We start from the raw sequence: 26,510 nt of genomic DNA on the forward strand, positions 1-26,510 counted from the left end.
ACTTCTTAATGACATCACAAAATATTTACATATTAGGTATAGAGTCTTCATGCGACGATACAGCCGCTTCTGTTATACACAACGGAAGCATTTTAAGCAATGTTGTTGCCAACCAAAAAATTCATGAAGAATATGGTGGTGTAGTACCCGAATTAGCTTCTAGAGCGCACCAACAAAACATCGTTCCTGTAGTACATCAAGCTCTTGAAAAAGCTGGAATTACAAAAGAACAACTTAATGCCATTGCGTTTACAAGAGGCCCAGGATTAATGGGTTCTTTACTGGTTGGAACTTCTTTTGCAAAATCGTTTGCTTACGGATTAAATATTCCGCTAATTGATGTTAACCACATGCAAGCACATATTTTGGCACATTTTATTGACGAAGAAGGGTTTGAAAAACCAGAATTCCCTTTTTTAGCAATGACAATTTCTGGAGGACATACCCAAATAGTAAAAGTGAATAACTATTTTAACATGGACGTTATTGGAGAAACAATTGATGATGCTGTTGGTGAAGCATATGACAAAAGCGGTAAGATATTAGGCTTAGGATATCCTGCGGGACCAGAAATAGATAAGCGTGCACAACTAGGTAATCCAAAAGCTTTTAAGTTTACAAAGCCTAAAGTAGACGGATTAAATTTTAGTTTTTCAGGACTAAAAACTGCCATACTCTATTTTATTCAACGTGAATCAAAGAAGAATCCAGATTTTATAAAGGAGAACCTAAATGATATTTGTGCTTCAATACAATACACCATTATTGGTATTTTAATTGACAAATTAAAGGTAGCTACAAAACAAACTGGAATTAATCAAATAGCCATTGGTGGTGGAGTATCTGCGAACTCTGGTATAAGAAAGGCATTAAAAGATGGTGAGCAAAAATTTGGTTGGAAAACCTATGTGCCAAAGTTTGAATTCACCACAGATAATGCTGCTATGATAGCTATTGTTGGGTATTTAAAATATCTAGAAGAAGATTTTGCAGAACAAGATATTACGGCTTCTGCAAGGTTGAAGATATAGATTTATGTTTAAATTTAAGGCACATCAATATTTTTGGATTACATGTTTATTCTTTCTGCTACTTTGGCTTTATTGGTCAAATTCTGATGATGCAATTGATATAAACATACATGACACCTATTTTGTTATTGCTAATTCTCATATAGTCAAACTGTTATTTGCTCTTTATGGGTTTATAGGTTTCATTTATTGGGCTTTTTATGAAACCAAAATATTTTTAATTAGAATATTAACTAAACTTCATGTACTAATTACAATTGGTAGCGTTCCAGTATATTTTTTAGGCTTAAAACTATTTAAGTTGAAGCCACCAAATACTAATTTTCCATTAATTGATGATTTATCTGATGAAAACCTGTTTTTAACATTACTATTCTTATTTGTTATAATTGCACAATTATTATTTATTATCAATCTTAGCATTAGCCCTTTTAAGAACTTCAAAAGAAAATCATAATTTCAAAGTATATTTGAGTCATGCAACTATTTTACAATCCAGACATCAACGACAACACCTTGCAATTCACTTTTCCAAAAGATGAAAGCAGGCATATTGCTAAGGTGTTACGTAAAAAAACTGGAGATACACTTTACATCACCAATGGTAATGGTTGGCTATTTGAAGCGGAAATTGAAATGGCCGATTTAAAAAATTGCATGGTAACTATTGTTTCAAAGACTTATAAAGAACCAAAATCTCATCAAGTACATTTAGCAGTAGCACCAACAAAAATGAACGACCGCTACGAATGGTTTCTAGAAAAAGCAACCGAAATTGGAATCGACAGCATCACTCCTATTATTTGTGACCATAGCGAACGTAAGGTTATTAAACCAGAGCGTTTTGAGAAGATATTACAATCTGCTATGAAACAATCATTACACTATTATTTACCTAAATTGAATGATGCTATCCCTTTTACAGATTTTATAGAACAACAACACCAAGGGCAATTGTTTATTGCGCATTGCGAAGACACAAATAAACAATCCTTAAAAAGTCAGCTAAAGCCAAATACAGACATTACTATTCTAATTGGACCAGAAGGCGATTTTAGTGTTAAAGAAATTGCAATGGCTTTGGAGCATCAATTTATTCCTGTAACTTTGGGAGAAACCAGATTACGGACAGAAACTGCAGCAATAGTTGCTTGTCATAGTGTCGCTTTTGTCAATGAATAACATGAAACAAAAATTCTTTTTAGTTTTTGCCTTTAGCTTTTTCGCTTTTGGAGTATTTGCTCAAGAAGTAGCTATATTAAAATATCGTGGTGGTGGCGATTGGTATAGTAATCCAACCGCTTTACCAAATCTAATAGAATTTTGTAACGAGAATATTAATACCAAGATAAAAGCTAAACCTCAAACTGTTGAAGCCAATAGTGTAGATATTTTCCAGTTTCCATTTTTACACATGACTGGACATGGTAATGTGTTTTTTAATGATGATGATGCGAGAAACTTAAGAGATTATTTAACTTCTGGAGGTTTTTTACATATCGACGATAATTACGGTATGCAGTCCTATATTGTAAAAGAACTTAAAAAAGTATTTCCAAATACTGATTTGGTTGAAGTTCCAGCAAATCACAAGATATTTAATATTGCGTATGACTTTCCACAAGGTTTGCCAAAAATACATGAACATGATGGTAAACGTCCGCAAGCCTTAGGGATTTTTTATGAGTCAAGATTGGTAGTGCTTTTTACGTTTGAAAGTGATTTAGGAGATGGTTGGGAAGACCCAGAAATACACAATGACCCAGACGATGTTAGAGAAAAAGCGCTTAAAATGGGAGCGAATATAATAAAGTATGCCTTTGAGAATTAAGACTTATGAATATTTTACCTCTAAAATATAAAATTGCTGCTATAGTATTTTCTTTTTTCTTGATTGTGATGCCTCTATCAAAAATCAATAACTCATTTGAAATTCAAGGAGGAGTTTACATTTGTGGCCCTAGTGATTGTCTTGACCAATCACCAAATCATTTATCATATTATTGCGGTAATCATCATAAATATCTTTGGGAAACAAACAAAGAAAACTAATTAAGATTGCAATTAAACCATTATAATACCAATTTTACTAAACGACAGTTTCCAATCACACTAATTTGTGACAACATTACCAATGCGCCAAACCTTGGTAGTTTATTTAGAATTGCTGATGCTTTTGGTATCAGCGAACTTATTTTTTGTGGTGAACATATTCCGTTAGGTCGTAAAATGACCAAAACCTCTAGGGCTACGGAAAAGGTGGTGAACTATGAAGTAGAAACTTCTGCTTTAGACGTTGTTGCAAAACTTAAATCTAAAAACTATCATATTATTTCTTTAGAAATCACAAGTCACAGCAAACCAATTCATAAATTTAAAATTCCAAAAAACAAACCTATTGCGTTAGTGGTTGGTGATGAGAACTTTGGTGTTTCAGACGATACATTAAAGCTTTCGGGTGATGTAATCCATATCGATATGTTTGGGCAAAATAGCAGCATGAATGTTGTTCAAGCAGCAAATATTGCACTTTATGAAATTACCAAGCAGCTTTTGTAAACTCTTTTATATATTTACTAAATGAATTCTAAAATTATTGCAAACGGTATTTTAAGGGCTTTGGCAATTATTGTGGGTGTCGCTTTATTGGTTTATTTTTTATATAAAATACAATCGGTAATTGTTTACATAGCTATAGCAGCAGTTATTTCATTAATTGGTTTGCCTATTGTGCGCTTTTTAAAATCGAAACTCAAGTTTAAAAATACGTTTGCAGTAGTTACCACTATGGTACTTTTAATTGCATTGTTAGTTGGCCTGGTACGTATGTTTATACCGTTAGTAGTGGAGCAAAGTCATAATTTATCGCTATTAAATATTGAGCAATTACAAGGAAATGTTGAAGATTTATACTTTCAGCTAACCGATTACTTTGGCGTTAATAGTTATGAAGTTGAGCGTTCATTAAAAGAATCTAATTTGCTTTCGAAACTGGATTATTCTATCATTCCCAACTTTTTAAACTCTGTAGTAAGTGGCTTTGGCAGTTTTAGCGTTGGATTGTTTTCGGTAATTTTTATTGCATTTTTCTTACTTAAAGATAGCCAGTTACTAGAGCAAGGAATTTTAGTGTTTGTTCCAGACAATAAAGAATCGAGGTCTAAAAAATCATTCGAAAAAATTAAAACATTATTGTCTCGCTATTTTGTAGGCTTGATTTTCCAAATACTTATACTATTTGTTATTTATACCATTGTGTTGCTCATATTTGGAGTGAAAAACGCTGTTGTTATAGCCTTTTTGTGTGCGTTATTAAACTTAATCCCTTATGTTGGCCCTATGATTGGAGGTGTTTTAATGCTTACGCTAACCATGTCAAGTTTTATGGGTGAAAGTTTTAGTGAGGTAATTTTACCAAAAACTTCCTATGTAATGATTGGTTTTATTATTGGACAGTTGGTAGATAATTTCTTTAGTCAACCCAAAATATTTTCGACAGCTACAAAGGCACATCCCTTAGAAATTTTTCTAGTGATTATTATTGCTGGTATTTTATTTGGCGTTGTTGGCATGATTGTCGCAATACCAACCTATACTGCTCTAAAAGTTATTTTAAAGGAGTTTTTAGCTGATAATAAGATAGTAAAACAACTTACCAAAGATTTGTAGCATTCATTTGAATAAACACATTTTAAATACTGTAATTCAAGAATTTATAAATAATAATATTAATTCGAATACAGCTGCGCTACTGCTAAAAAAAACTTCTTTTAAAAATGTTGAACTAAAAGAGATTGCAGAACAAATTGAAGCAAAAAAAAGATGCAAAGCAAAGCTTCCAACTTGGTTTAACACTCCTAATATTTACTATCCAAATAAGCTCAATATTGAGCAAACATCCTCTGAAATCACAGCAGGTTATAAATCTAAGTTGATGAGTGGTAACTCCATTATTGACTTAACAGGTGGTTTTGGTATAGATTGTTTTTATTTTTCGAAATCTTTCAAAGAGGTTATCCATTGTGAGATTGACGAAAAACTATCCAAAATTGTCTCATATAACTTTAAGCAATTTGGAATAGACAATGTTAAAGCCGTAAATACTGATGGAATTGAGCATTTAAAAAGCTCCAAACAAAACTACGATTGGATTTATGTTGATCCTTCGAGAAGGCACGACAGCAAAGGGAAAGTGTTTTATTTAAAAGATTGTTTACCAAACATTCCTAAGCATCTTGACTTGCTTTTTGAGCATACTGATAACGTGCTAATAAAAGCATCGCCAATGTTGGATTTATCTATTGGAATAACAGAATTAAAACAGACCAAAGCTATTCATATAGTGGCGGTCAATAATGATGTGAAAGAATTACTTTTTGTGTTATGCAAAGGATATTCAGGTGAGATTAAAATAAATACTATTAATACTAAAGGTGATAAAAATGAAGCTTTTGAATTTGCATATTCATCAGAAATAAATGCAAAAGCCAATTATTCTTTACCACTAACCTATCTTTATGAGCCAAATGCAGCAATACTAAAATCTGGTGGTTTTAAAACTATAGCCGAAAAACTCGATATATGTAAGCTTCATAGGCATTCACATTTATATACTTCAAAAGTGCTTATAAATTTTCCAGGTAGAGTTTTTAAAATAACCGAAGAACTTCTTTATAACAAAAAGAATATCAAAAGAATTCTAAGCAATACAAAGGCAAATATCACAGTCAGAAATTTTCCTGAATCAGTAAGCTTTCTTAGAAAAAAATTTAATATTAAAGATGGCGGTGATACTTATGTGTTTTTTACTACTAATGCTAATGATGAAAAAGTAGTAGTTATCTGCGAAAAAGTATAAAAATTGGTTCATAAAATAATTATTACTAAAATTTAAGGAGAGATGATTTAATTGAGTATTTAAATTTCACTCATTTTAGTCAGTGAGTTAAGTTCAATTTTTCAGTTAACACCAAGTAGATTGTTTCTCATAATTCGTCCAAAAACACATATATTCGCAGAAAACTAAGAATAGTGATAAAAGCGGTAATATTTGATATGGATGGCGTAATAGTTAACTCCGAGCCATTACATAGAAAAGCATATAATGAAATGTTTAAAACTGTAGGTATTGATGTCTCTAACCAGTTGTATGAATCTTTCACAGGAAAATCCACTTTTAGCATCTGTAAAACCTTATGCAAAAGTTTCAATTTAAAAAATCACCCTCAAGAATTAGTGAATTTAAAGCGTCAATATTTTAAGTATATTTTCGAAAATGATTCCGATTTATCACTTATCGAAGGTGTTCAAGACCTTATTCAAGATTACTATAATAACGATCTAGTATTAGTATTAGCATCTTCAGCTTCAATGATGACTATCAATAATGTTTTTACAAAATTTAATTTAGATAAATATTTTGTTTCTAAACACAGTGGTGCAGATTTAAAAGCGTCTAAGCCACATCCCGAAATTTTCATCAACGCTGCAAAATCTTCGGGCTATAATAGAAATGAATGTATTGTTATTGAAGATTCTACCAACGGCATTAAAGCAGCTAATTCTGCAAATATTTATTGCATTGGCTACAAAAGCAAACACTCCAAAAATCAAGATTACTCAACAGCTAATAAAGTGATAGAAAATTTTAAAGAAATTTCGTTTAATAAAATTAAAGATCTTTAATAATTAAGGCATTCATCTATTAATTTTAAAGTTATTCAAATTAATATCATCTAGTCCTTTAGCATCAAATGGATACTCCATATCATCCTGAATGTTGTAGAGAGATATTAAAATAAACTCACTTAAAATCACTACAAAATAGGTAATCCAAATAGTAGTATCCAATCCTATTCTATTAATAATTGTTGGTGTGTATATTAATGGAAAAATATAGATAAATATTAAGCAATAAGCTTTTAAACTAATTGGAGTTCTATGCGCGTGTATGGCATGCAAATTTTCTACAGATTCATGCAAATCGTTCATAAACCTAATAACTTTATCTTTTAAGTTTTTTGGAATTACCTCTGAATTATCAATAATAAATAAGTACACTTTATTTACTTCATCATCTAAATCATTAGTATTATAATTGTCCCTCACATTCAAATGAGAAATTGTTTTTTCACTAATTTCAATTAAAATATTAGATATCTCTTGTTTCTTTTCATCAGTTAAAGTTGGTGAACTCATAAAAAAGTAATCTACCGTTTTTATTGCCGCTCTAAACTGACTTAAATGCTCCAAAGCTTTTTCCCTCCTTCTAAAAGAACTTCTTATGGTAAACACTAAAGGAAAAACAATTGCAATACTTATTAAGGTGAGGTCTATGTTGTAATTAATATTGTATTTGTAAGCAACATATAAAGTTGCAAACGAAATAACTAAGGCAATTAAAGTTCTGCGATTAACGACAGTAGTATATTGATTCATAAATGCCTCTTAAAATGTTATATTTGTTAAACAACATACAATATAATGAAAAAACAAATTTGGTGCACTTTATTGATTATAAGTTTGCTTGAATATACAACAGTTTTTTCTCAGAACGATTCTAATTCTAACAGTAAAGAAACAAAAATAGAATTATTCAGTAATCAACAAACTCTTCCAATTAAACTTAATTATTCAAATAAAGTTTTAAAAAAAGACACTAATGACAGTACATATATTGCGTCTAAACTATCCTATCAAAATGATAATGGTTCTTGGACTTCTTTGAATATAGACTTAAGGGCACGAGGAAACTTTAGAAGAAACAACTGTTACTTCGTTCCTGTAAAAATCAGTATTAAGAAGAAGAATTATAAGAATACCATATTTGATAGTCATAAAAAATTAAAAATGGTAGTACCTTGTCAATTGTCCAAAGATGGAAATGACAACGTTTTGAATGAGTATTTGGCTTATAAGTTTTATGAAATAATGTCGCCTTACCATTTTAACACTAGACTAGTCAACCTTGAATTAACTGAACCTGTAGGTAAAAAAGAAAAAAATCATTCCATAAAAGCTTTTTTAATAGAAGATGATAAAAAAATTGCAAAGCAATTTGATGGAAAAATTGTTGAACGCTCAATTCATCCAATGGCTCAAGAAGAGTTAAACTCCATTCGTGTTGAGTTTTTTCAATATATGATTGGCAATACAGATTTCTCAAATTTTGAACAGCACAATTCTAAATTAATTTATGTAGACAAAGAAATCTTTCCTATTCCATATGATTTTGACATGTCTGGGTTGGTAAACACAAGTTACTCTATTGTATCTGAAACAATTAGTGAAAAATCAAACATATCACGTGTCACACAAAGAGTTTATAGAGGGTTTAAAAGAAATCCTGTTTTAATAGAGCAAGTTCGGCAAGAATATATTTCCAAAAAACTCGAAATGATTGATATTATTGATAAACATAAATCTCTATTTGAAAATGCCAGAGAATTTGAAAATGCTAGGGAGTATATTCAAAGTTTTTTCGAAATTCTAGAAAATGATAAAGAATTCAATAAAGAAATAATAAAGAATCTCAGGTAATAACCCTCTTTTTAAGCTTAAAAAACAAAAAAGCCCTACTCTAATAGAGTAAGGCTTTTTGTGATGGCACTAGGATTCGAACCTAGGACCGCCTGCTTAGAAGGCAGGTGCTCTATCCAGCTGAGCTATGCCACCATTTAATTGTCGGGGTGGCAGGATTCGAACCTGCGACCTCCGCGTCCCAAACGCGGCGCGATAACCGGGCTACGCTACACCCCGAAACGATTATCTTAAAAAAAGCGGAGAGAGTGGGATTCGAACCCACGCGACAGTTACCCGTCGACAGTTTAGCAAACTGCTCCATTAACCACTCTGGCACCTCTCCTATTCTAATATATAAGAACGTTGCATTATTTTCAAATGCGGATGCAAATGTAACTTTTCATCTTAAAGAACGCAAACTATTTTTTTACTTTTTTAAAGGAATATTATTATTCTGGATATTCTATACGTAAGTGATAGATATTAGCCAACTTATGCTTTAAAACTTTTTTAATTGATTGAATTTCTTTGAAAGTAATATTTGCGTTCAAAAATTGACCATTTTCTATTTGCTTACTAATAATATTCTCAACGAATACATCTATTTTAGCAGATGTAGGCTCCTTTATACTTTTTGAAGCAGCTTCAACACTATCACACATCATTAATATTGCTGTTTCCTTACTAAATGGACTAGGTCCTGGATACCTAAAATCATTAATATCTATACCACCATCCATTCCTTTTTCTTTACTATAAAAATAATATACCAAGCTAGTTCCATGATGTGTTCTAATAAAATCTATAACACGATCTGGAAGTTTGTACTTTTTTGCTAATTCTATACCATCTATTACATGGTTAATAATAATTTGAGCGCTTTCCTTTGGCATTAAATCATCATGAGGGTTAATTCCAGTTGCTTGATTTTCGGTAAAAAAAGTGGGGTTCTTCATTTTTCCAATATCATGATACAAAGCACCAACTCGTACTAGCATAGCATTTGCTCCAATTTCATTTGCAGATGCTTCGGCTAAATTTGCAACATTTAAAGAATGATGAAATGTTCCAGGAGCCTTATTCGATAATTCTTTCAATAATTTTGAATTGGTATCTGAAAGTTCTAATAACGATACATCAGAAACCAGTCCAAATAGCTTCTCATAAGCATATATTAAAGGTTGTACAAACAAAGTTGCTAAACCACAAAGTATAAAAAGCACAAAAGTCTCTCCTTTTAAATTATCTATACCTCCTTCATGTATGACAAAAAAAGCAAAATAAGCAACTAAATAAATTAATGTGATTTGTCCTACTGAAATAAACAAATTAGCCCTTTTGTAAAGCTCAGAAACTGTGAGTATTGTAACAATTCCTGCAATAATCTGCAAGAACATATATTCATAGTTATTTGTTACTACAAAACCTAACAACAATACTGTTATAACATGTGCAAATAGACCTAAACGAGCATCGAAAAATGCTTTTAAAACTAAAGGTAAAATACATATTGGAACTATGTAAACATATGCAGAATTATAATTAACCACCAAAGTGGTTAGTAATACCATTAATAAAATATTAAAAAAGATAAAGGTTACTTTTGTATTGTTTTTAAATACATCTGGCCTATATTTTCTTATAAAAAGAAGCAGCATTAACAATGTCAAGGCCACTAACAAAGTATAAGCTGCTAAAATCCAATTATAATTAGCTTCACTCCATATTTGCGACTCATACTCTGATTCAAGTGATTTTAAAATTTCGTAATTATCACCTTCAACAACTTCACCTTTAGATATTATAATAGTGCCTTGTGCAATACGACCTCTCACCAAAGATATTTTATCTAATTCTTCTTGCAAAGAATTATCCGTAAGACTATTATTTAATGAAACGTTAGGTTTAACTATATCGAAAAATAACGACATTAATTTCTGTGAGTTTTCAACAGAAAGATTTAATTCGTTAATGCTTTCTTCAGCAAAGGTTCTAAAGTTAGGCTTAACAAAACTTGAATAATTTGTGTTTTCAATTTGGTTTCTATCTTCCAAAAGGATGACTATTCTATTATCTGAATAATCATAGTCTTTGTCTAGAATTCCCTTTGAATATATTTGATTTATTACCGATAAACCTTGATTAAATAATAATGTCTTTTCCAGTTTAGATAAGGAGTCAGAAAATACATTTGGAAATTGAGTTTCATAATCTTTAATTACTTGTAGAGCAACCGTATTATCAATATCAAAATATACCGAAGCATTTTCTTGGATGGTTTTACGCTCTTGCTGAATTTCTTCTTCTGCTTTTTTAATAGCAAAATCGAAAGGTGCATATAAGTTTTCCGATTGCCATGGCTTTCCTTTTTCAAAACTATACTTAAACTTTCCGCTCTTTGGAAATAAGTATACTATTAAAAAGGAAGTAGCTATAAAAAGTAAGACCTTATATATTAAGGAATGATTTTTATATAACCTATTTATAAAATCCTTCATGAATTGAGTTAAGATTATTTCAAAAGTAATAAAATAAAGATGCAACATGGGTATGATATTGACATAATCATTCTATTTTCTTCCAAATTTTGACTAATTTCGCAACTCAAATAAATTATAAAATTATAATGAGCAAAGAGGTTGTAATCGTTTCAGCAGTTAGAACTCCTATTGGTAGCTTTTTAGGAGCTTTATCAACTATTCCAGCTCCAAGATTAGGGGCAATAGCAATTAAAGGAGCTTTAGATAAAATTAAGCTTAATCCAGAAATGGTTGAAGAAGTTCTAATGGGTAATGTTGTTCAGGCTGGAACCGGACAAGCACCAGCTAGACAAGCAGCTATTTACGCTGGAATCCCTGATACTGTTCCTTGCACAACTATTAATAAAGTTTGTGCTTCTGGTATGAAAACGGTTATCCAAGCAGCACAATCTATTGCTCTAGGAGATGCAGACATTATTATTGCTGGTGGAATGGAAAATATGAGTTTAATCCCTCATTATTATCACGCTCGTACTGCAACAAAATTTGGACCAGCAACTTTTGAAGATGGTATGCAAAAAGATGGATTGGTAGACGTTTATGATGGAAATGCCATGGGAGTTTGCGCAGATGCTTGTGCTACAGAGCACAACTTTTCAAGAGAAGACCAAGACGCATTTGCAATACAATCTTATAATCGTTCCGCAGCAGCTTGGGGCGCTGGTAAATTTAATAATGAGATAATTCCTGTTGAAGTACCACAACGTAGAGGTGAACCAATAGTTGTAAATAAAGATGAAGAATATACTAACGTAAAAATGGAAAAAATTCCTGCCTTACGTCCAGCGTTTACTAAAGACGGTACAGTTACAGCTGCTAATGCCTCTACAATTAATGATGGAGCTGCTGCATTGGTATTAATGAGCAAGGATAAAGCCAATGAGTTAGGTCTAAAACCTTTAGCAACTATTAAAAGTTATGCAGACGCTGCTCAAGAACCTAAATGGTTTACTACAGCTCCTGCAAAAGCTTTGCCAAAAGCTCTTGCTAAAGCAGAATTGAATATTGGTGATGTGGATTATTTTGAGTTCAATGAAGCTTTTGCTGTTGTTGGATTAGCAAACATGAAACTTCTTGAATTGACAGATGATAAAGTAAATGTTAATGGTGGTGCTGTTTCTTTAGGGCATCCTTTGGGATGTTCTGGAGCAAGAATAATTGTAACTTTACTGAATGTATTAGAACAAAACAATGGCAAAATTGGAGCTGCAGCTATTTGTAATGGTGGTGGCGGTGCTTCGGCAATTGTTTTAGAACGCAATTAATATATTTGATGCAATACGGAATTTGTAGCTTGAGTATAGTCCCTTTAAGATTGGAAGTCTCTGATGCTTCTGAGCTAGTTTCTCAGCTACTCTATGGTGATTTTTTTAAAGTACTAGAGCAACGAAAAAAATGGAGTAAAATACGTTTGGATTTTGATGGATATGAAGGCTGGATTGATAATAAACAATATGTCGAGATTTCAGAGTTAGAATTTAAAAGCTTAAAACAAGGCACACCGATATATGCCACAGACCTTGTAGAGTTTATAGAAAACACTTCAAAAGAGTTAATCCCTATTCCATTAGGAGCGTCACTAAATGGGCTGTCAATTTTAAAGCATGCTCACGATGGAAATACTACATCTGGTGTTCTTCCAAAAAACAACATATTACAAACGGCTTCTTTTTATTTAAATGCACCTTACTTATGGGGAGGCAAAACACCCTTAGGAATAGATTGTTCAGGATTTACGCAAATGGTTTATAAACTTAATGGGTATAAATTATTAAGAGATGCATCGCAGCAAGCTACTCAAGGAGAGGCTTTAAGCTTTATTGAAGAAAGTGAACCTGGTGATCTTGCCTTTTTTGATAATACAGAAGGCCATATTATTCATGTAGGGATCATTATGAAAGACAACTATATTATCCATGCTCATGGAAAAGTAAGAGTTGATAGACTTGACCATACAGGTATATATAACACAGAGTTAAAAACTCACACACATAAACTTCGAGTAATTAAAAAGATTATATAAAAAAAAGCCGTTTAATATAAACGGCCTTTTTTTTATATCAGTAAATCTATAGTAGATTAATTTCCATTTTTTAAAGCTTCAACTTTAGCTTTCATTGCTTTGAAATTTTCTGTATCATCAAGAGCACTATATAAGTTCATTAATGTTGTAGCGGCATTTATATCTTTAGGATTTAATTCTAAAACCTTAGACAAATATGGTGTTGCATCTCTATACACTTTCTCTCTTTTCACTTTTAGTTCATCATACTTTTTATTATCTGCAGCAGATGTTCCAAGCTTATTCATCTCATCAATAATCCCTTTCTCTTGATCTAGGATCAACACAGCCATGTTCATATAAGCATTTGAATAGGTTGGATCCATCTTAATTGCTTTATCATAATACTTTTTTGCCTCATCAAAATCGTTATTATCCGCTGCTGTAACTCCCAAATTAAAAACTAGAGCAACATTGTTGGGATCTAAATCTAATGCTTTAGAAATAAGTTCTGTATATTTTTCCGTATTGTCCATTTGTCTATATAAATCTGCTTCAGCTAAGATTAGATTGACATCATTTGGATTTAATTTTTTTGCATCTTCAATAGCTCTTATCGCCTCCTCGTTTTTACCTTGACTTATATATATTAAGGTAATGTTCTTCGCAATTTCGCCTATTTTAGATTCAGAATCGACAACTCGTGGATTAGTATGAGTCTTTCCTTTTACAGATAAATTCATAGTAACTTCATTCGGAAAAGCTTGATCTTCTCCTGTTGAGACTTCGGTAGCAAGGTATTGCTTAGAAACACCAGTATACCCTATATTTGATAATTCCTTATAAATTCTTAAAGCTGCATCATAATCTTTTCCATTTACAGCGGCTGTTGCTGCATTATACAAGAAAATAGTATCTGTCGGAGATATTCTATACGCTTTTTCAAAATCACTAGCTGCTAGTTCAAAGTTTTTATTACCATAGGCAGTTGTACCTTTCTGTACTAAAGCTATGCCCATTTGTTCTTTAAGATTATTTGCTTGAGGAGTGTATACTTTTTTTCCTGTTTTCTCAACATCTGAAAGCATTTTAAAACTCTCTAAAGCACCATCAATATCTTCATTACTTCCTGTACCATTTGCATACAAAGCCTGACCTTTTAGGAAATAAAATTTAGCTTTTGTTTTATCATCCATTGCAGACATTAAAGATTCTGCGGCATGAATAGCAGCTTTAGCGTCTGCAAAGTTGCTACTCTTTATAGCTTTCTCTGCGGTTTTTAATTCTTTCTTTTGTGCAAAAGAAAAAGAACCAATTATCAGAGCTAATGCTAATATAACCTGTTTTTTCATTTTTAATAGTTTAATTGTTAATTGTATTTTATTCTTCTTCTTTGTTACTATCAAGAGTTGTGCCATCTTCATTTTGACTAGTGTTATCAATTGTTTCAGAAGTTATTGTGTTGCCTTCCTCATCTAACTCTACCTCATCTTCATCGTGCATTACCTTAGCAACAGCAGCAATGGAATCACTTCCTTTTAAATTAATAAGCTTAACTCCTTGCGTGGCTCTACCCATAACTCTTAAATCTTGAACAGCCATTCTAATAGCAATTCCAGATTTGTTAATTATCATCAAGTCATCTTCATCACTTACATTCTTGATTGCTACTAAGTTACCTGTTTTTTCGGTAATAGAAATAGTTTTAACTCCTTTTCCTCCACGATTAGTTATTCTATAATCCTCTAAACTAGAGCGTTTTCCATAACCATTTTCTGAAACTACAAGGATATCGCTTTCCATATCGTTAACAGCAATCATACCTATAACTTCATCTGTTTTCTCGTCTTGAAGTCTAATGCCACGAACACCTGAAGCGTTTCTACCCATAGGTCTTGTTTTTGCTTCTTCAAAACGAATAGCCTTACCAGATTTTAGAGCTAACATCACTTGGCTTTCACCAGTTGTAAGTTTTGCTTCTAATAATTCGTCGTCTTCTTTAATGGTAATGGCATTAATTCCATTTGTACGTGGACGAGAATATTGCTCTAATGATGTCTTTTTGACTTGACCTTTTTTAGTAGCCATAATCACATAGTGGCTGTTTATATAATCATCATCCTTTAAATCTTGAGTACAGATAAAGGCTTTTACTTTATCATCTTGCTCAATATTTATAAGGTTTTGAATGGCTCTACCTTTAGATGTTTTGCTTCCTTCAGGAATTTCATAAACGCGCATCCAGAAACATTTTCCTTTTTGGGTAAAGAACAACATATATTGATGGTTAGTACCAACAAATAAATGTTCAAGGAAATCTTCGTTTCTAGTGGTCGATGCTTTTTGACCAACACCTCCTCTATTTTGAGTTTTGTATTCGGTAAGCGATGTTCTTTTAATATATCCTGCATGAGAAATGGTTATAACCACTTTCTCGTTAGGTATCATATCTTCAATACTTAAATCCCCACCTGCATATTCTATTACAGAACGACGCTCATCACCATATTTTTGCTGAACTTCTAGAAGCTCTTCTTTGATGATATCCATACGACGCTCTTTCTTATCAAGAATATCTTTTAAATCATCTATCGTTATCATTAAAGCATCGTATTCAGCTCGTAGTTTATCTTGTTCTAAACCAGTAAGCTGGCGCAAACGCATTTCAACAATAGCTTTTGCTTGAATTTCAGTAAGCTCAAATCTATCAATTAATTTTTGCCTAGCCTCATCTGCGTTTGCAGACGAACGAATTAATGCAATAACTTCATCAATATTATCAGAAGCTATAATGAGTCCTTCTAATATGTGTGCACGCTCTTCTGCTTTACGAAGTTCGTATGTGGTTCTTCTTACAACTACTTCATGACGATGCTCAACAAAATGATGAATCATATCTTTAAGATTCAACATTTCTGGTCGTCCATTTACAAGTGCAATATTATTAACACTAAATGATGACTGCAATGCAGTGTATTTATAAAGCTTATTTAAAACAATATTTGGTATAGCATCACGTTTTAAAACATAGACAATACGCATACCGTTTCTATCGGATTCGTCACGGATGGTGGCAATCCCTTCTAATTTCTTATCATTAACAAGGTCGGCAGTCTTTTTAATCATGTCTGCTTTGTTAACTTGATATGGGATTTCGGTCACAATAATACTTTCGCGTCCTTGGACTTCTTCTATTATTGCTTTTCCACGCATTACTACTCTACCTCGACCAGTTTTAAAAGCTTCCCTTACACCATCATACCCATAGATAATTCCTCCTGTTGGAAAGTCAGGTGCTTTGACATGTGTAATAAGCTCGTCAATCTCAATATTGTTATTATCGATATAAGCAATAATGCCATCTACAACTTCAGTTAAGTTATGAGGTGGCATATTTGTAGCCATACCAACAGCAATACCTGATGCCCCATTTACAAGAAGTCCTGGGATTCTGGTTGGTAACACTGTAGGTTCTTGTAGGGTATCATCAAAATTTAACTTGTGATCGACTGTTTCTTTGTCAATATCTGCCAACATGTCCTCAGATATTTTACGCATACGTGCTTCGGTATAACGCATTGCTGCAGGACTGTCACCATCTATAGATCCAAAGTTTCCTTGTCCATCAACAAGCATATAGCGCAAGCTCCATTCTTGGGCCATACGCACCATAGTATCGTAAACTGATGTATCACCATGTGGATGGTACTTTCCTAGTACCTCTCCAACGATTCTAGCTGATTTTTTATGAGCTGTATTTGACCTTACTCCTAATTCATGCATACCATAAAGTACGCGTCTATGAACTGGTTTTAGGCCATCTCTTACATCTGGTAGTGCACGTGACACAATGACCGACATTGAGTAATCAATGTAAGCCGATTTCATTTCATCTTCAATATTTATTGGAATGAGTTTTTCTCCTTCTGCCATAAATAAAATTATTAGTTTTTGTAGGTTTTCAAATCGAGCTAATATAATAATTTTGTTAGTCCGAATACTATCAATATAAGGCTTTTTTAAGACATTTTATCAACAATATTTTAGGTGTTTTTAGTTAATAACTATACATAGATTTGTTTTGATTTAATAGACTTTTTACTGTCATTTACTGTTATAAACTGTAATTAAGGTATAGTTTTTGCCTTAATAACATAGATTTTATTATTTTTAATGCAGAAAGAAACCAAATTTATGGATGATAATTTTTCACCAAGAGTAAAAGATGTAATTGCATACAGCAAAGAAGAAGCATTGCGTTTAGGCCACGATTTTATTGGCACTGAACACTTAATGCTTGGTCTATTACGTGATGGAAATGGGAAAGCTATTGACATTTTAAGTGCTTTGGATATTGATTTAAATCACTTAAGAAGAAAAGTAGAAATATTAAGTCCAGCTAACCCCAACATTACTACGGCATCGAACGAAAAAAAGAACCTACATTTAACAAGACAAGCAGAACGTGCTTTAAAGACTACTTTTTTGGAAGCGAAGTTATTTCAAAGTACATCTATTAATACCGCACATTTGTTGCTATGTATTTTAAGAAATGAAAATGACCCAACTACAAAACTACTAAACAAACTTAAAGTGGACTACGATAACGTTAAAGATCAATTTAAATATATGATTGCGAACGATGAGGATTTTATGGACTCTCCAAAAGCTGAATCGTTTTCTGATGAAGGAGAAGATGCTGCTGAACAAAGTTCAAAAGATAATCCGTTTAGCCAATCAACAGCTAAAGGTGCAAAAAAATCTAAAACCCCTGTTTTAGATAATTTTGGTAGAGACCTAACTGCTATGGCAGAAGAAGGGAAATTAGATCCTGTTGTTGGTCGAGAAAAAGAAATTCAGCGTGTCTCACAAATATTGAGCAGACGTAAAAAGAACAATCCATTATTAATAGGAGAACCAGGAGTTGGTAAATCTGCTATTGCTGAAGGATTAGCTAATAGAATTATTAGCAAAAAAGTATCAAGAATACTATTCAACAAACGCGTTGTTACACTTGATTTAGCAAGTTTAGTTGCTGGAACAAAATACAGAGGGCAATTTGAAGAACGGATGAAAGCCGTTATGAATGAGCTTGAAAAAAATGATGATATCATTTTATTCATTGACGAAATTCATACCATCGTTGGTGCTGGAGGCGCAACTGGAAGCTTAGATGCTTCAAACATGTTTAAGCCTGCTCTAGCAAGAGGAGAAATTCAATGTGTTGGAGCAACAACACTTGACGAATACAGACAATATATAGAAAAAGACGGTGCTTTAGAGCGTCGTTTTCAAAAAGTAATCGTAGAACCAACAACAGTTGTTGAAACCATTGAAATATTAAATAATATTAAGGGAAAATACGAAGAACATCACAATGTAGAATATACAGATGAAGCTATTGAAGCTTGTGTGAAGCTTACTAATCGTTACATGACAGAACGCTTCTTACCAGACAAAGCTATTGATGCTTTAGATGAAGCTGGTTCTAGAGTACACATCACAAATATTAATGTTCCTGATCAAATTATTGAGTTAGAGAAACAATTAGAGGAAGTAAAGGAAACCAAAAACTCCGTTGTAAAGAAGCAAAAATATGAAGAGGCTGCCAAGCTTAGAGATGATGAGAAACGCTTAGAAAAAAGCCTCGCTGAAGCTCAGGAGAAATGGGAAGAAGACTCTAAGTTACATCGTGAAACTGTTACAGAAGATAATGTTGCTGATGTCGTTTCTATGATGACTGGAATCCCAGTTAATAGAATTGCACAAACCGAAAGTAACAAGCTTGCAAAATTACCTGAATTAATAAAAGGTAAGGTTATCGGCCAAGATGAAGCAGTTGGAAAAGTTGTTAAGGCTATTCAGCGTAATCGTGCTGGACTTAAAGATCCTAATAAGCCAATTGGTTCATTTATATTTTTAGGTCAAACAGGAGTCGGTAAAACCCAATTAGCCAAAGTGTTAGCTCGTGAACTTTTTGATAGCGAAGATGCGCTTGTTCGGGTGGACATGAGCGAGTATATGGAAAAGTTTGCCATTTCTCGTTTAATTGGAGCACCTCCAGGCTATGTTGGTTATGAAGAAGGTGGGCAGTTAACCGAAAAAGTAAGACGCAAACCTTATGCAGTGGTGTTGCTTGATGAAATAGAAAAAGCGCATCCAGATGTTTTTAATATGTTATTACAAGTATTAGATGATGGCTTCTTAACAGATAGTTTAGGAAGAAAAATCGATTTTAGTAATACCATTATTATTATGACATCAAACATTGGTGCCAGAAAGCTTAAAGATTTTGGTACAGGTGTTGGTTTTGGTACTTCGGCACAAAAATCTCAAGCAGGTTCACATGCAAAAGGTATTATTGAAAATGCTTTAAAAAAGGCTTTTGCACCAGAGTTTTTGAATAGAATTGATGATGTTGTTGTATTTAATGTTCTTGAAAGAGAAGACATTAATAAAATTATCGATATCGAACTAGAAAAGCTTCTAGCAAGAATTAAGGAACTTGGTTACACTCTTAAGCTAACTAAAAAAGCAAAAATATTTATCGCAGATAAAGGATTTGACCAACAGTATGGTGCTCGACCTTTAAAGCGTGCAATACAGAAATATATAGAAGATGCTCTAGCTGAAGAAATAATCGTGTCTAAAATTCATGAAGGGGATGTGATTACTATGGATTACGAAAAAGACGCTACCGAATTGACAGTAAAAATTAAGCATTCAGAAAAACCTACTGAATCTTAGATATAACTTATTATAAAAAAACTCCACTTACTTTTCTTAAAGTGGAGTTTTTTTTTATTATTTTTTAAGTAACTTTAGTTATGCTAAAATCCCTAAAATACCCTTTCTGTACTATTGATATCTATAGTAATTACGTTATTTCACGTATTAATGAAGGTTTTCATTTAACACCAGATAAGAACAGAGTATTAGAAGAAATTGTAAACGACTATTTTAAAGATAAGCCGTTTGTATACATTACACATAGAATAAACTCCTACTCGGTAGACCCTTCTATTTATTTACAAACTTCAAAAGTTAAAAATTTAGCAGGAATGGCTGTAGTAGCCGAAGCTCCTTTATCAAAAGGAAATGCTGAAGTAGAAAAATTGTTTTTAAAGAAACCTTTTGAGATATTTACAGATTTAAATGACGCAATAGAATGGGTTAAATCTTTGATTCCTGATGAATAAAGAAGATTTAAATCATGTAGAGGAAAAAATAGTCGAAGAAATCTCTAAAACAGAAGCTTCAATTCTACATTACAAAGAACTTACTAAACCTATTGCACCCGAAAATGCTATTGGACGAATTTCTAGAATGGATGCAATTAACAACAAGTCTGTTAATGAAGCTGCTTTAAAACAAGCTGAACAAAAACTTAAAAATCTTAATGTTGCTTTATCTAATATTAATGATGTTGACTTTGGGTTGTGTTTTAAATGCCATAACCAAATTCCTATTGGTAGAATATTACTTATGCCGCATGCAAGGTATTGTGTGAATTGTGCTAGATAATTTACGTCATTGCGAGCAAAGCGAAGCAATCTTATAATGCATAATTCCTAATTAACAGATTACTTCGTCACTACGCTCCTCGTAATGACGCATAAAAAAAGGAGTCATTTTCATGACTCCTTTTGAATTTATGATAATTACTTATCTAAAACATTTACTATAGTTTAGAAGCTAATATCTTCTTAGTTACAGTACCATTATTAGTAATTAATTTTACATAGTACATCTGGTCTGCGCCGTTGATGCGCAATGGCATTGTAGCATCTACGTCAGCTTTGTAAGCTACTTTTTTGGACAATACTAATAAACCTTTAGTATCGTAAACCTCTACAGTTACTTCTGTATCAAACTCAAAATTATAACTTAAAGTCACATCTTGGTTAAATGGTACTGGGTATGCTTTAAAATCTAGCATTGTAGCATCACTTGTACCTTTATCTCCATCATTAACTGAAGGTGGTGGTGGGCAGCTGCCATCTAAACCACCATCGGTGATGGTCCAATTATAAGGTGCTGCTAACAAGGTATTTCTTGCTGTTTCACCAGCACAATACATGCTATTGCCTCCACTAAAGGTAATACCAGTTGGTACATCATCAATACCATCACCAGCTATACCACTACTATCTGTAGCCCAACCTTGTAGTAGGTTATCATAGTTAGCTGTAGATAAGGTTACTCCACCAAACATAAGTTCTGCATTAGTTAACGAACTAATTTCCCAAGAACCTAAATCTTGATCAAATGAAATAGCGCCTCGAAACATATACTGCATATTTTCAACTTGACTCACATCCCAATTCCCTATATCTTGATTAAATGAAACAGCATCAATAAACATCCAGTGCATATTTTTAACTGAACTGACATCCCAACCACTAATATCTTGATTGAATGCTTTAGCATTAAAAAACATAAGTCCCATATTTTCAACTGAACTGACATCCCAACCACTAATATCTTGATTAAAAAATTCGTTTATAGCAAACAAACTATATATTTCGGTTACTGAGCTAACATCCCAACCACTAATATCTTGGTTAAATTTAGTGTTTCTAAATACTCCTCCCATTTTTGTAATTGAACTCACATCCCAATACTTAAATGAAGCATTACCAATTAATGCAGTAGACCCAAACATATCTGTCATATCAGTGGTGTTAGATAAATCAGGAATATCTGTTGCTAAAACATCTAAATTTTCACAATCTCTAAATGCTCTAAACATTGATATCCACTCAATATCGCCCCAATTATCAATACTAATTATTTTGCTTCTGTTAGCTGGAGTGCTATTATAAAAATAAATCGCTTGGAAAACACCAGTAATCTTTACTTGATAATCTCCAGGAGTTGTATACGTATGTGTGGCATCTCCAGTTTCGTTAGTTGGTGTACTACCATCTCCCCAATCTACATGATAATTGTATGTATAACTACCATTAGTTGGTATCGTTATAGACTCATTATTACTAGTTGTGCGCCAAGTCGTAATAAATGCAGCTTCATCACTATCAGCAATACTCCATTTATATACCACTGTACATAGGTCACTTTCATTACCACAATCGTCAGTAGCTTTAAAGCTTCTAATTTTCATATAATTAGTCACACCTGGTCCTGCTGCATCACCTATACAATCTACACGTAAAATTTTGCAATTAAGTGTGTTTTCTAAATAATCGGTTTCAATCCAATTCGCATCACAATCAGGGAACTCATCATTATTCTGCGAGTTCTTTAAAGCAATTAATTGCCCATTTAAGCGTAATACCCAATCATTTAATGATTCCACAGGGTTTGTATTAGGGTTGTCTATACCCTCTTCAAACGTTAGCGTATATGTACCCATATTATTTACAACTGGTGTATAATTAGCTTGAGGCCCTGAAGTACCTACAACTGTAGTTGTACCATCCCAAACAAAGGTTATAAAGTCAAAATCTGGTGTCCCTGGAGTTTGACAGGTAAACTTGTATATAGAACCTGGTGCATTACCACTAGGTGTCCCTGGTACATAAGTACTATCATCTGTATCTCCTACAAAAGTAACAAGAGGATCTGTATCACAATTATCTGTAGCTGTAATATCTGCTACTTCAGCAAATGTTGGTGTTTCGGTAACTTCTCCAAAATCAACATCATCTGGACAATTTACTATCACAGGTTTTGTCTCATCTTTAATGATAATCTTTTGAGTCACCTCAATACTGTTACCACAAGCGTCTTCTACTTTGTATGTTCTTGTAATTGTCTCTGGGCAACTGCCATTATCACTCTCATCTTTTACCCACGTTACCGTTGGTGTGCTACAGTTATCATCCTCATCTGTTACTACTGTAACATCTGGAGTTGGTACATCTGCTTCACATTCTACATTGATATCTGCTGGATTACTCGCTGTTGGATTTGTACTGTCCTTAATAGTTATAATCTGTGTTCTTGTTTCTGCAACATTTCCACAAGCATCAGTAATATTCCATGTTCTGGTAATTGTACCATTACAGTCAGTACCTTCTAAGGCGCTATCTACACCTTCTACTGTACCGTCTGCATCACAGTTATCTGTATATCCAAGACTTATCATATCTGGCACATCTGCTAAACAAGATACTATTACTGCTTTTGGTGCAGAAGCCAATATTGGCTTAGTAACATCCTTAATGATAATCTTTTGAGTCACTTCAATGCTATTACCACAAGCATCTTCTACTTTGTAGGTTCTTGTAATTGTCTCTGGGCAACTGCCATTATCACTCTCATCTTTAACCCACGTTACTGTTGGTGTGCTACAGTTATCATCCTCATCTGTTACTACTGTAACATCTGGAGTTGGTACATCTGCTTCACATTCTACATTGATATCTGCTGGATTACTCGCTGTTGGATTTATACTATCCTTAATAGTAATAATCTGTGTTCTTGTTTCTGCAACATTTCCACAAGCATCTGTAATATTCCATGTTCTAGTAATTGTACCATTACATGCATCGCCTACTAGGTCGCCATCTACGCCTTCTACACTTCCACCTGTATCACAGTTATCTGTCCAGCCTAAACTAACCATTGTTGGCACATCAGCTAAACAAGATACTGTTACCGCTTTTGGTGCAGAAGCAAGAACTGGCTTAGTAGTATCTATAACAGTTATTTCTTGTTCCTTATTAGTTATATTTCCACAAGCGTCAATAGCTCTCCAATATCTCTTGAATTTATAACTATTAGCACACCCTAAGCTTTCAGGTTCAGTTTCACCTTGATAAATGACTTGAACATCATCATCACAGTTATCTGTAGCTTGAGCTTTTAAACTTGATACTGATGGTGGTGGCGGTACAGCATTACACTGTACTGTTATATCTTGTGGAACAACTAACGTAGGTGGTGTTTCATCTTTGATAATGATCTTCTGCTGTACTTCTATACTATTTCCACAAGCGTCTTCTACTTTGTACGTTCTTGTAATTGTCTCTGGGCAACTGCCATTATCACTCTCATCTTTAACCCACGTTACTGTTGGTGTGCTACAGTTATCATCCTCGTCCGTTACTACTGTAACATCTGGAGTTGGTACATCTGCTTCACATTCTACATTGATATCTGCTGGATTACTCGCTGTTGGATTTGTACTGTCCTTAATAGTTATAATCTGTGTTCTTGTTTCTGCAACATTTCCACAAGCATCAGTAATATTCCATGTTCTGGTAATTGTACCATTACAGTCAGTACCTTCTAAGGCGCTATCTACACCTTCTACTGTACCGTCTGCATCACAGTTATCTGTATATCCAAGACTTATCATAGCAGGTACATCTTCTATGCATTGTACTGAAACATTTACAGGTGCAGCAGCCAATACAGGTGCTGTAGTATCTTTAACTGTTATTTTTTGAACAGATGTAATGGTGTTTCCACAATCATCTGTCGCTTTCCATGTACGTGTAATAACTTTATCTGTACATAAAGATGCAGCTCTTTCTCCAGTTAACTTTACATCGTCAATAGCGATATCTTCATCACCACTATCTAAAAAGACAATAGTAATACGAATATCTAATGATGTCCCAGTTCCTGAAATATTAGAGATGAATTCTGCAAATGCATCAGTAATTTCCGTTCCATCGCCAACACCATTAAAGTCAGTATCAAGTCTAGGCTTTTCGTTGGTTTCATTACCATCTGTACCAAGTTCAGATTCTACAGCTAAAATTGAATTATAGCCACCTCCATCAATTTGAACTTGCAATTTAACACTAGACGTGGTGTCCCAATCTTCAGCCCCATCCGAAGAATCATCTTCGGCCAATTTGATAGCTAATTTTAGGTTTGAAACATCAGTAATATCAATTCCTGTCCAGTTTAACTGAAGGTTATCTATATTACCACTACTTGTACCATCGGTATCATGTGCTGTATAGAATGAATTACCTTGAACATTTGAATAATTTATACTAGAAGGTAAATCTACATTGTTTACTCGTCCAAAATAATCACTTGTACCTAATTCATCAATATCATCAGCAATAGATGGTGTATAAGTAATTGTAACGTCTTCGAAATCTTCAAATAGCAACGTTTCTTCTCCTCCACCGTTATTAGTTGATTCTTCATCATTAAAAGTAACAGTTGGTGTAGCACAATTATCAGTAGCTGTTGCAGTTCCTCCAGTATTAGAAGGATCCGTAGATTCATCACATTCAATAGTAACATCAGCTGGTGTAAACGTTATTACAGGTTTAGTTGTATCGTTTACAGTAATAACTTGTGTTCTAGTAACTGCTTCATTTCCACATGTATCTTTTATATTCCATGTTCTAGTAATAGTTCCTCCGCATTCGCCGCCTACCAAATCTGTATCAACTCCTTCAACACTTCCTCCAGCGTCACAATTGTCTGTCCATGCTAAACTTATCATTGCTGGTACATCTTCAATGCACTGTACAGTAATATCTTGAGGAGCTGCTTCTAAAACAGGAATGATAGTGTCCTTAACTGTAATAATTTGAGTTCTAGTAATAGCCTCATTACCACATGCATCTTTTACATTCCAAGTTCTTGTGATAGTTCCACCACATTCACCTCCAACTAATTCACCGTCTACTCCTTGGATGGATCCACCTATTTGGCAGTTATCTGTCCAATCTAAACTAATCATTGCTGGAACATCTTCAATACATTGCACTGAAATATCTTGTGGTGCAGCAGCAATTACTGGTGCTGTATTATCAGAAATTGTAAAATATTTTGTGTAAATACTTGAGGTATTACCACAAAGATCGTGCGCTACAAAATCAATTGATAATTCTGCATAGCATCCTCCACCAGATTTAGTAACATTAGCAACTTCTATAACTATATCGTTAGTTGCAGTACAGTTATCATAAAGAAGTGGTGCATTAAATATTTCTTGGTAAAGTGCAGCATAAAACTCTTGTTGAGTACCAGCAACACTAAACGTTGAATTTATGTTTAACTTATCACCAACACTCAATGATGTTGTTGCGTCTGATGGGCAATCTGCTCCGTCTTCAGTAAATAGTTGAATAGTTTTTTTATCATGAACTTCTTGACCCCAAACTGGCGCCGATTGATCGCTACCTTGGTAGATAATTTTGAATGTTGGGTAAGAGTTACCACAAGCATCAGATACTGTGTACTCGAATGAGTTAATCCATCCGTTTCCACAATTAGATCCAGTTCTATGAGTAGTTTTCACTACTGATAAACCACATTCTTCATGGAATAATGCAGCAATCTCTTGCTCTGATGGTCCTTCGTAAGAATCAATACAAGCATCTAAATCACTCATATCACTTGGAATTGTTCCAATTAATTCTGGTGCAGTATTATCTTCTCCACTAAATTCTTGTTTGAAGTCATACTCGTTACCAC

At 33.3% G+C, this 26,510-nt stretch carries 19 protein-coding genes and 3 tRNA genes; 14 read left to right on the top strand and 8 right to left on the bottom strand.

Annotation, left to right across the window (positions count from 1 at the left end):
* The first annotated feature begins 8 nt into the window (after nucleotides 1-8).
* From tsaD to HB672_RS11055, 8 genes are all read left to right on the top strand, one after another.
* Nucleotides 9-1,031 carry a tRNA (adenosine(37)-N6)-threonylcarbamoyltransferase complex transferase subunit TsaD gene (gene tsaD / locus HB672_RS11020; RefSeq protein WP_167612387.1) on the top strand — a complete coding sequence of 341 codons (1,023 nt, stop codon included), beginning with the start codon at nucleotides 9-11 and terminating at the stop codon, nucleotides 1,029-1,031.
* A gap of 4 nt (nucleotides 1,032-1,035) precedes the next feature.
* Nucleotides 1,036-1,488: a hypothetical protein gene (locus tag HB672_RS11025; RefSeq protein ID WP_167612390.1), complete on the top strand. Its 453-nt coding sequence runs from the start codon at nucleotides 1,036-1,038 to the stop codon at nucleotides 1,486-1,488.
* Between the two features lie 20 nt (nucleotides 1,489-1,508).
* Complete coding sequence (locus HB672_RS11030) at nucleotides 1,509-2,213, top strand: 16S rRNA (uracil(1498)-N(3))-methyltransferase (RefSeq protein ID WP_167612393.1); 705 nt, start codon at nucleotides 1,509-1,511, stop codon at nucleotides 2,211-2,213.
* 1 nt (nucleotide 2,214) lies between these two features.
* Entirely contained in the window at nucleotides 2,215-2,862 is a 648-nt protein-coding gene (locus HB672_RS11035; protein ID WP_167612396.1) for a DUF4159 domain-containing protein, read from the top strand.
* 227 nt (nucleotides 2,863-3,089) lie between these two features.
* The gene (locus tag HB672_RS11040; RefSeq protein ID WP_167612399.1) at nucleotides 3,090-3,590 is read left to right on the top strand and encodes a TrmH family RNA methyltransferase; all 501 of its coding nucleotides are present in this window, start codon (nucleotides 3,090-3,092) and stop codon (nucleotides 3,588-3,590) included.
* A 21-nt stretch (nucleotides 3,591-3,611) separates the two neighbouring features.
* On the top strand, nucleotides 3,612-4,700 hold the full coding sequence (locus tag HB672_RS11045) for an AI-2E family transporter (RefSeq protein WP_167612403.1): 1,089 nt from the start codon (nucleotides 3,612-3,614) through the stop codon (nucleotides 4,698-4,700).
* Between the two features lie 7 nt (nucleotides 4,701-4,707).
* Nucleotides 4,708-5,889: a class I SAM-dependent methyltransferase gene (locus tag HB672_RS11050; protein ID WP_167612406.1), complete on the top strand. Its 1,182-nt coding sequence runs from the start codon at nucleotides 4,708-4,710 to the stop codon at nucleotides 5,887-5,889.
* 173 nt (nucleotides 5,890-6,062) lie between these two features.
* Nucleotides 6,063-6,716: an HAD family phosphatase gene (locus HB672_RS11055; protein WP_167612409.1), complete on the top strand. Its 654-nt coding sequence runs from the start codon at nucleotides 6,063-6,065 to the stop codon at nucleotides 6,714-6,716.
* Between the two features lie 12 nt (nucleotides 6,717-6,728).
* Here the strand turns inward: HB672_RS11055 and HB672_RS11060 are convergent, their stop codons facing one another.
* Complete coding sequence (locus HB672_RS11060; protein WP_208864210.1) at nucleotides 6,729-7,469, bottom strand: hypothetical protein; 741 nt, start codon at nucleotides 7,467-7,469, stop codon at nucleotides 6,729-6,731.
* A 45-nt stretch (nucleotides 7,470-7,514) separates the two neighbouring features.
* Between HB672_RS11060 and HB672_RS11065 the strand changes: the two genes are divergently transcribed.
* A complete protein-coding gene (locus HB672_RS11065; RefSeq protein WP_167612412.1) occupies nucleotides 7,515-8,570 on the top strand; it encodes a hypothetical protein in 1,056 nt (351 codons plus the stop codon).
* 61 nt (nucleotides 8,571-8,631) lie between these two features.
* Here the strand turns inward: HB672_RS11065 and HB672_RS11070 are convergent.
* The 4 genes from HB672_RS11070 to HB672_RS11085 form a co-directional block, all read right to left on the bottom strand.
* Nucleotides 8,632-8,705: transfer RNA gene (locus tag HB672_RS11070), tRNA-Arg, on the bottom strand.
* Between the two features lie 9 nt (nucleotides 8,706-8,714).
* Nucleotides 8,715-8,789, bottom strand: a tRNA-Pro gene (locus HB672_RS11075).
* A gap of 21 nt (nucleotides 8,790-8,810) precedes the next feature.
* A tRNA-Ser gene (locus HB672_RS11080) sits at nucleotides 8,811-8,895 on the bottom strand.
* Between the two features lie 106 nt (nucleotides 8,896-9,001).
* Nucleotides 9,002-11,050: an HDIG domain-containing metalloprotein gene (locus HB672_RS11085; protein ID WP_167612415.1), complete on the bottom strand. Its 2,049-nt coding sequence runs from the start codon at nucleotides 11,048-11,050 to the stop codon at nucleotides 9,002-9,004.
* Between the two features lie 128 nt (nucleotides 11,051-11,178).
* Here HB672_RS11085 and HB672_RS11090 point away from each other — a divergent pair, with 128 nt between their 5' ends.
* A complete protein-coding gene (locus HB672_RS11090) occupies nucleotides 11,179-12,357 on the top strand; it encodes an acetyl-CoA C-acyltransferase (RefSeq protein ID WP_167612418.1) in 1,179 nt (392 codons plus the stop codon).
* 8 nt (nucleotides 12,358-12,365) lie between these two features.
* The gene (locus HB672_RS11095) at nucleotides 12,366-13,115 is read left to right on the top strand and encodes a C40 family peptidase (protein ID WP_167612421.1); all 750 of its coding nucleotides are present in this window, start codon (nucleotides 12,366-12,368) and stop codon (nucleotides 13,113-13,115) included.
* A gap of 56 nt (nucleotides 13,116-13,171) precedes the next feature.
* On the opposite strand, the gene HB672_RS11100 is transcribed toward HB672_RS11095, so the two are convergent.
* The gene (locus tag HB672_RS11100; RefSeq protein WP_167612424.1) at nucleotides 13,172-14,446 is read right to left on the bottom strand and encodes a tetratricopeptide repeat protein; all 1,275 of its coding nucleotides are present in this window, start codon (nucleotides 14,444-14,446) and stop codon (nucleotides 13,172-13,174) included.
* Nucleotides 14,447-14,474: 28 nt separating this feature from the next.
* Nucleotides 14,475-17,027, bottom strand: coding sequence for a DNA gyrase subunit A (gene gyrA / locus HB672_RS11105; protein ID WP_167612427.1), 2,553 nt, complete (start codon nucleotides 17,025-17,027; stop codon nucleotides 14,475-14,477).
* A gap of 261 nt (nucleotides 17,028-17,288) precedes the next feature.
* Between gyrA and HB672_RS11110 the strand changes: the two genes are divergently transcribed.
* The 3 genes from HB672_RS11110 (at nucleotide 17,289) to HB672_RS11120 (ending at nucleotide 20,618) form a co-directional block, all read left to right on the top strand.
* Nucleotides 17,289-19,841, top strand: a complete 2,553-nt coding sequence (locus tag HB672_RS11110; protein ID WP_167769596.1) for an ATP-dependent Clp protease ATP-binding subunit — start codon at nucleotides 17,289-17,291, stop codon at nucleotides 19,839-19,841.
* An 80-nt stretch (nucleotides 19,842-19,921) separates the two neighbouring features.
* The gene (locus HB672_RS11115; protein ID WP_167612430.1) at nucleotides 19,922-20,293 is read left to right on the top strand and encodes a hypothetical protein; all 372 of its coding nucleotides are present in this window, start codon (nucleotides 19,922-19,924) and stop codon (nucleotides 20,291-20,293) included.
* On the top strand, nucleotides 20,286-20,618 hold the full coding sequence (locus HB672_RS11120) for a TraR/DksA C4-type zinc finger protein (protein WP_167612433.1): 333 nt from the start codon (nucleotides 20,286-20,288) through the stop codon (nucleotides 20,616-20,618). The genes HB672_RS11115 and HB672_RS11120 overlap by 8 nt, the downstream gene beginning before the upstream one ends.
* A gap of 157 nt (nucleotides 20,619-20,775) precedes the next feature.
* Here HB672_RS11120 and HB672_RS11125 read toward each other — a convergent pair.
* Nucleotides 20,776-26,510, bottom strand: a 5,735-nt coding sequence (locus HB672_RS11125; protein ID WP_167612436.1) for a BspA family leucine-rich repeat surface protein, incomplete at its 5' end; no start/stop codon positions are given.

Origin of the sequence: Gaetbulibacter sp. S0825, from assembly GCF_011777505.1 — a bacterium.
In the GTDB taxonomy this organism is placed as follows: Bacteria; Bacteroidota; Bacteroidia; order Flavobacteriales; family Flavobacteriaceae; genus Pontimicrobium.

Excerpts from the sequence above, each read along its gene's own strand:
- tsaD (WP_167612387.1), top strand. The coding sequence starts at position 9 with ATGACATCACAAAATATTTACATATTAGGTATAGAGTCTTCATGCGAC.
- HB672_RS11030 (WP_167612393.1), top strand. The coding sequence starts at position 1,509 with ATGCAACTATTTTACAATCCAGACATCAACGACAACACCTTGCAATTC.
- HB672_RS11025 (WP_167612390.1), top strand. The coding sequence starts at position 1,036 with ATGTTTAAATTTAAGGCACATCAATATTTTTGGATTACATGTTTATTC.
- HB672_RS11090 (WP_167612418.1), top strand. The coding sequence starts at position 11,179 with ATGAGCAAAGAGGTTGTAATCGTTTCAGCAGTTAGAACTCCTATTGGT.
- HB672_RS11110 (WP_167769596.1), top strand. The coding sequence starts at position 17,289 with ATGGATGATAATTTTTCACCAAGAGTAAAAGATGTAATTGCATACAGC.
- HB672_RS11120 (WP_167612433.1), top strand. The coding sequence starts at position 20,286 with ATGAATAAAGAAGATTTAAATCATGTAGAGGAAAAAATAGTCGAAGAA.
- HB672_RS11065 (WP_167612412.1), top strand. The coding sequence starts at position 7,515 with ATGAAAAAACAAATTTGGTGCACTTTATTGATTATAAGTTTGCTTGAA.
- HB672_RS11100 (WP_167612424.1), bottom strand. The coding sequence starts at position 14,446 with ATGAAAAAACAGGTTATATTAGCATTAGCTCTGATAATTGGTTCTTTT.
- HB672_RS11095 (WP_167612421.1), top strand. The coding sequence starts at position 12,366 with ATGCAATACGGAATTTGTAGCTTGAGTATAGTCCCTTTAAGATTGGAA.
- HB672_RS11045 (WP_167612403.1), top strand. The coding sequence starts at position 3,612 with ATGAATTCTAAAATTATTGCAAACGGTATTTTAAGGGCTTTGGCAATT.
- HB672_RS11085 (WP_167612415.1), bottom strand. The coding sequence starts at position 11,050 with ATGAAGGATTTTATAAATAGGTTATATAAAAATCATTCCTTAATATAT.
- HB672_RS11060 (WP_208864210.1), bottom strand. The coding sequence starts at position 7,469 with ATGAATCAATATACTACTGTCGTTAATCGCAGAACTTTAATTGCCTTA.
- HB672_RS11115 (WP_167612430.1), top strand. The coding sequence starts at position 19,922 with ATGCTAAAATCCCTAAAATACCCTTTCTGTACTATTGATATCTATAGT.
- gyrA (WP_167612427.1), bottom strand. The coding sequence starts at position 17,027 with ATGGCAGAAGGAGAAAAACTCATTCCAATAAATATTGAAGATGAAATG.
- HB672_RS11035 (WP_167612396.1), top strand. The coding sequence starts at position 2,215 with ATGAAACAAAAATTCTTTTTAGTTTTTGCCTTTAGCTTTTTCGCTTTT.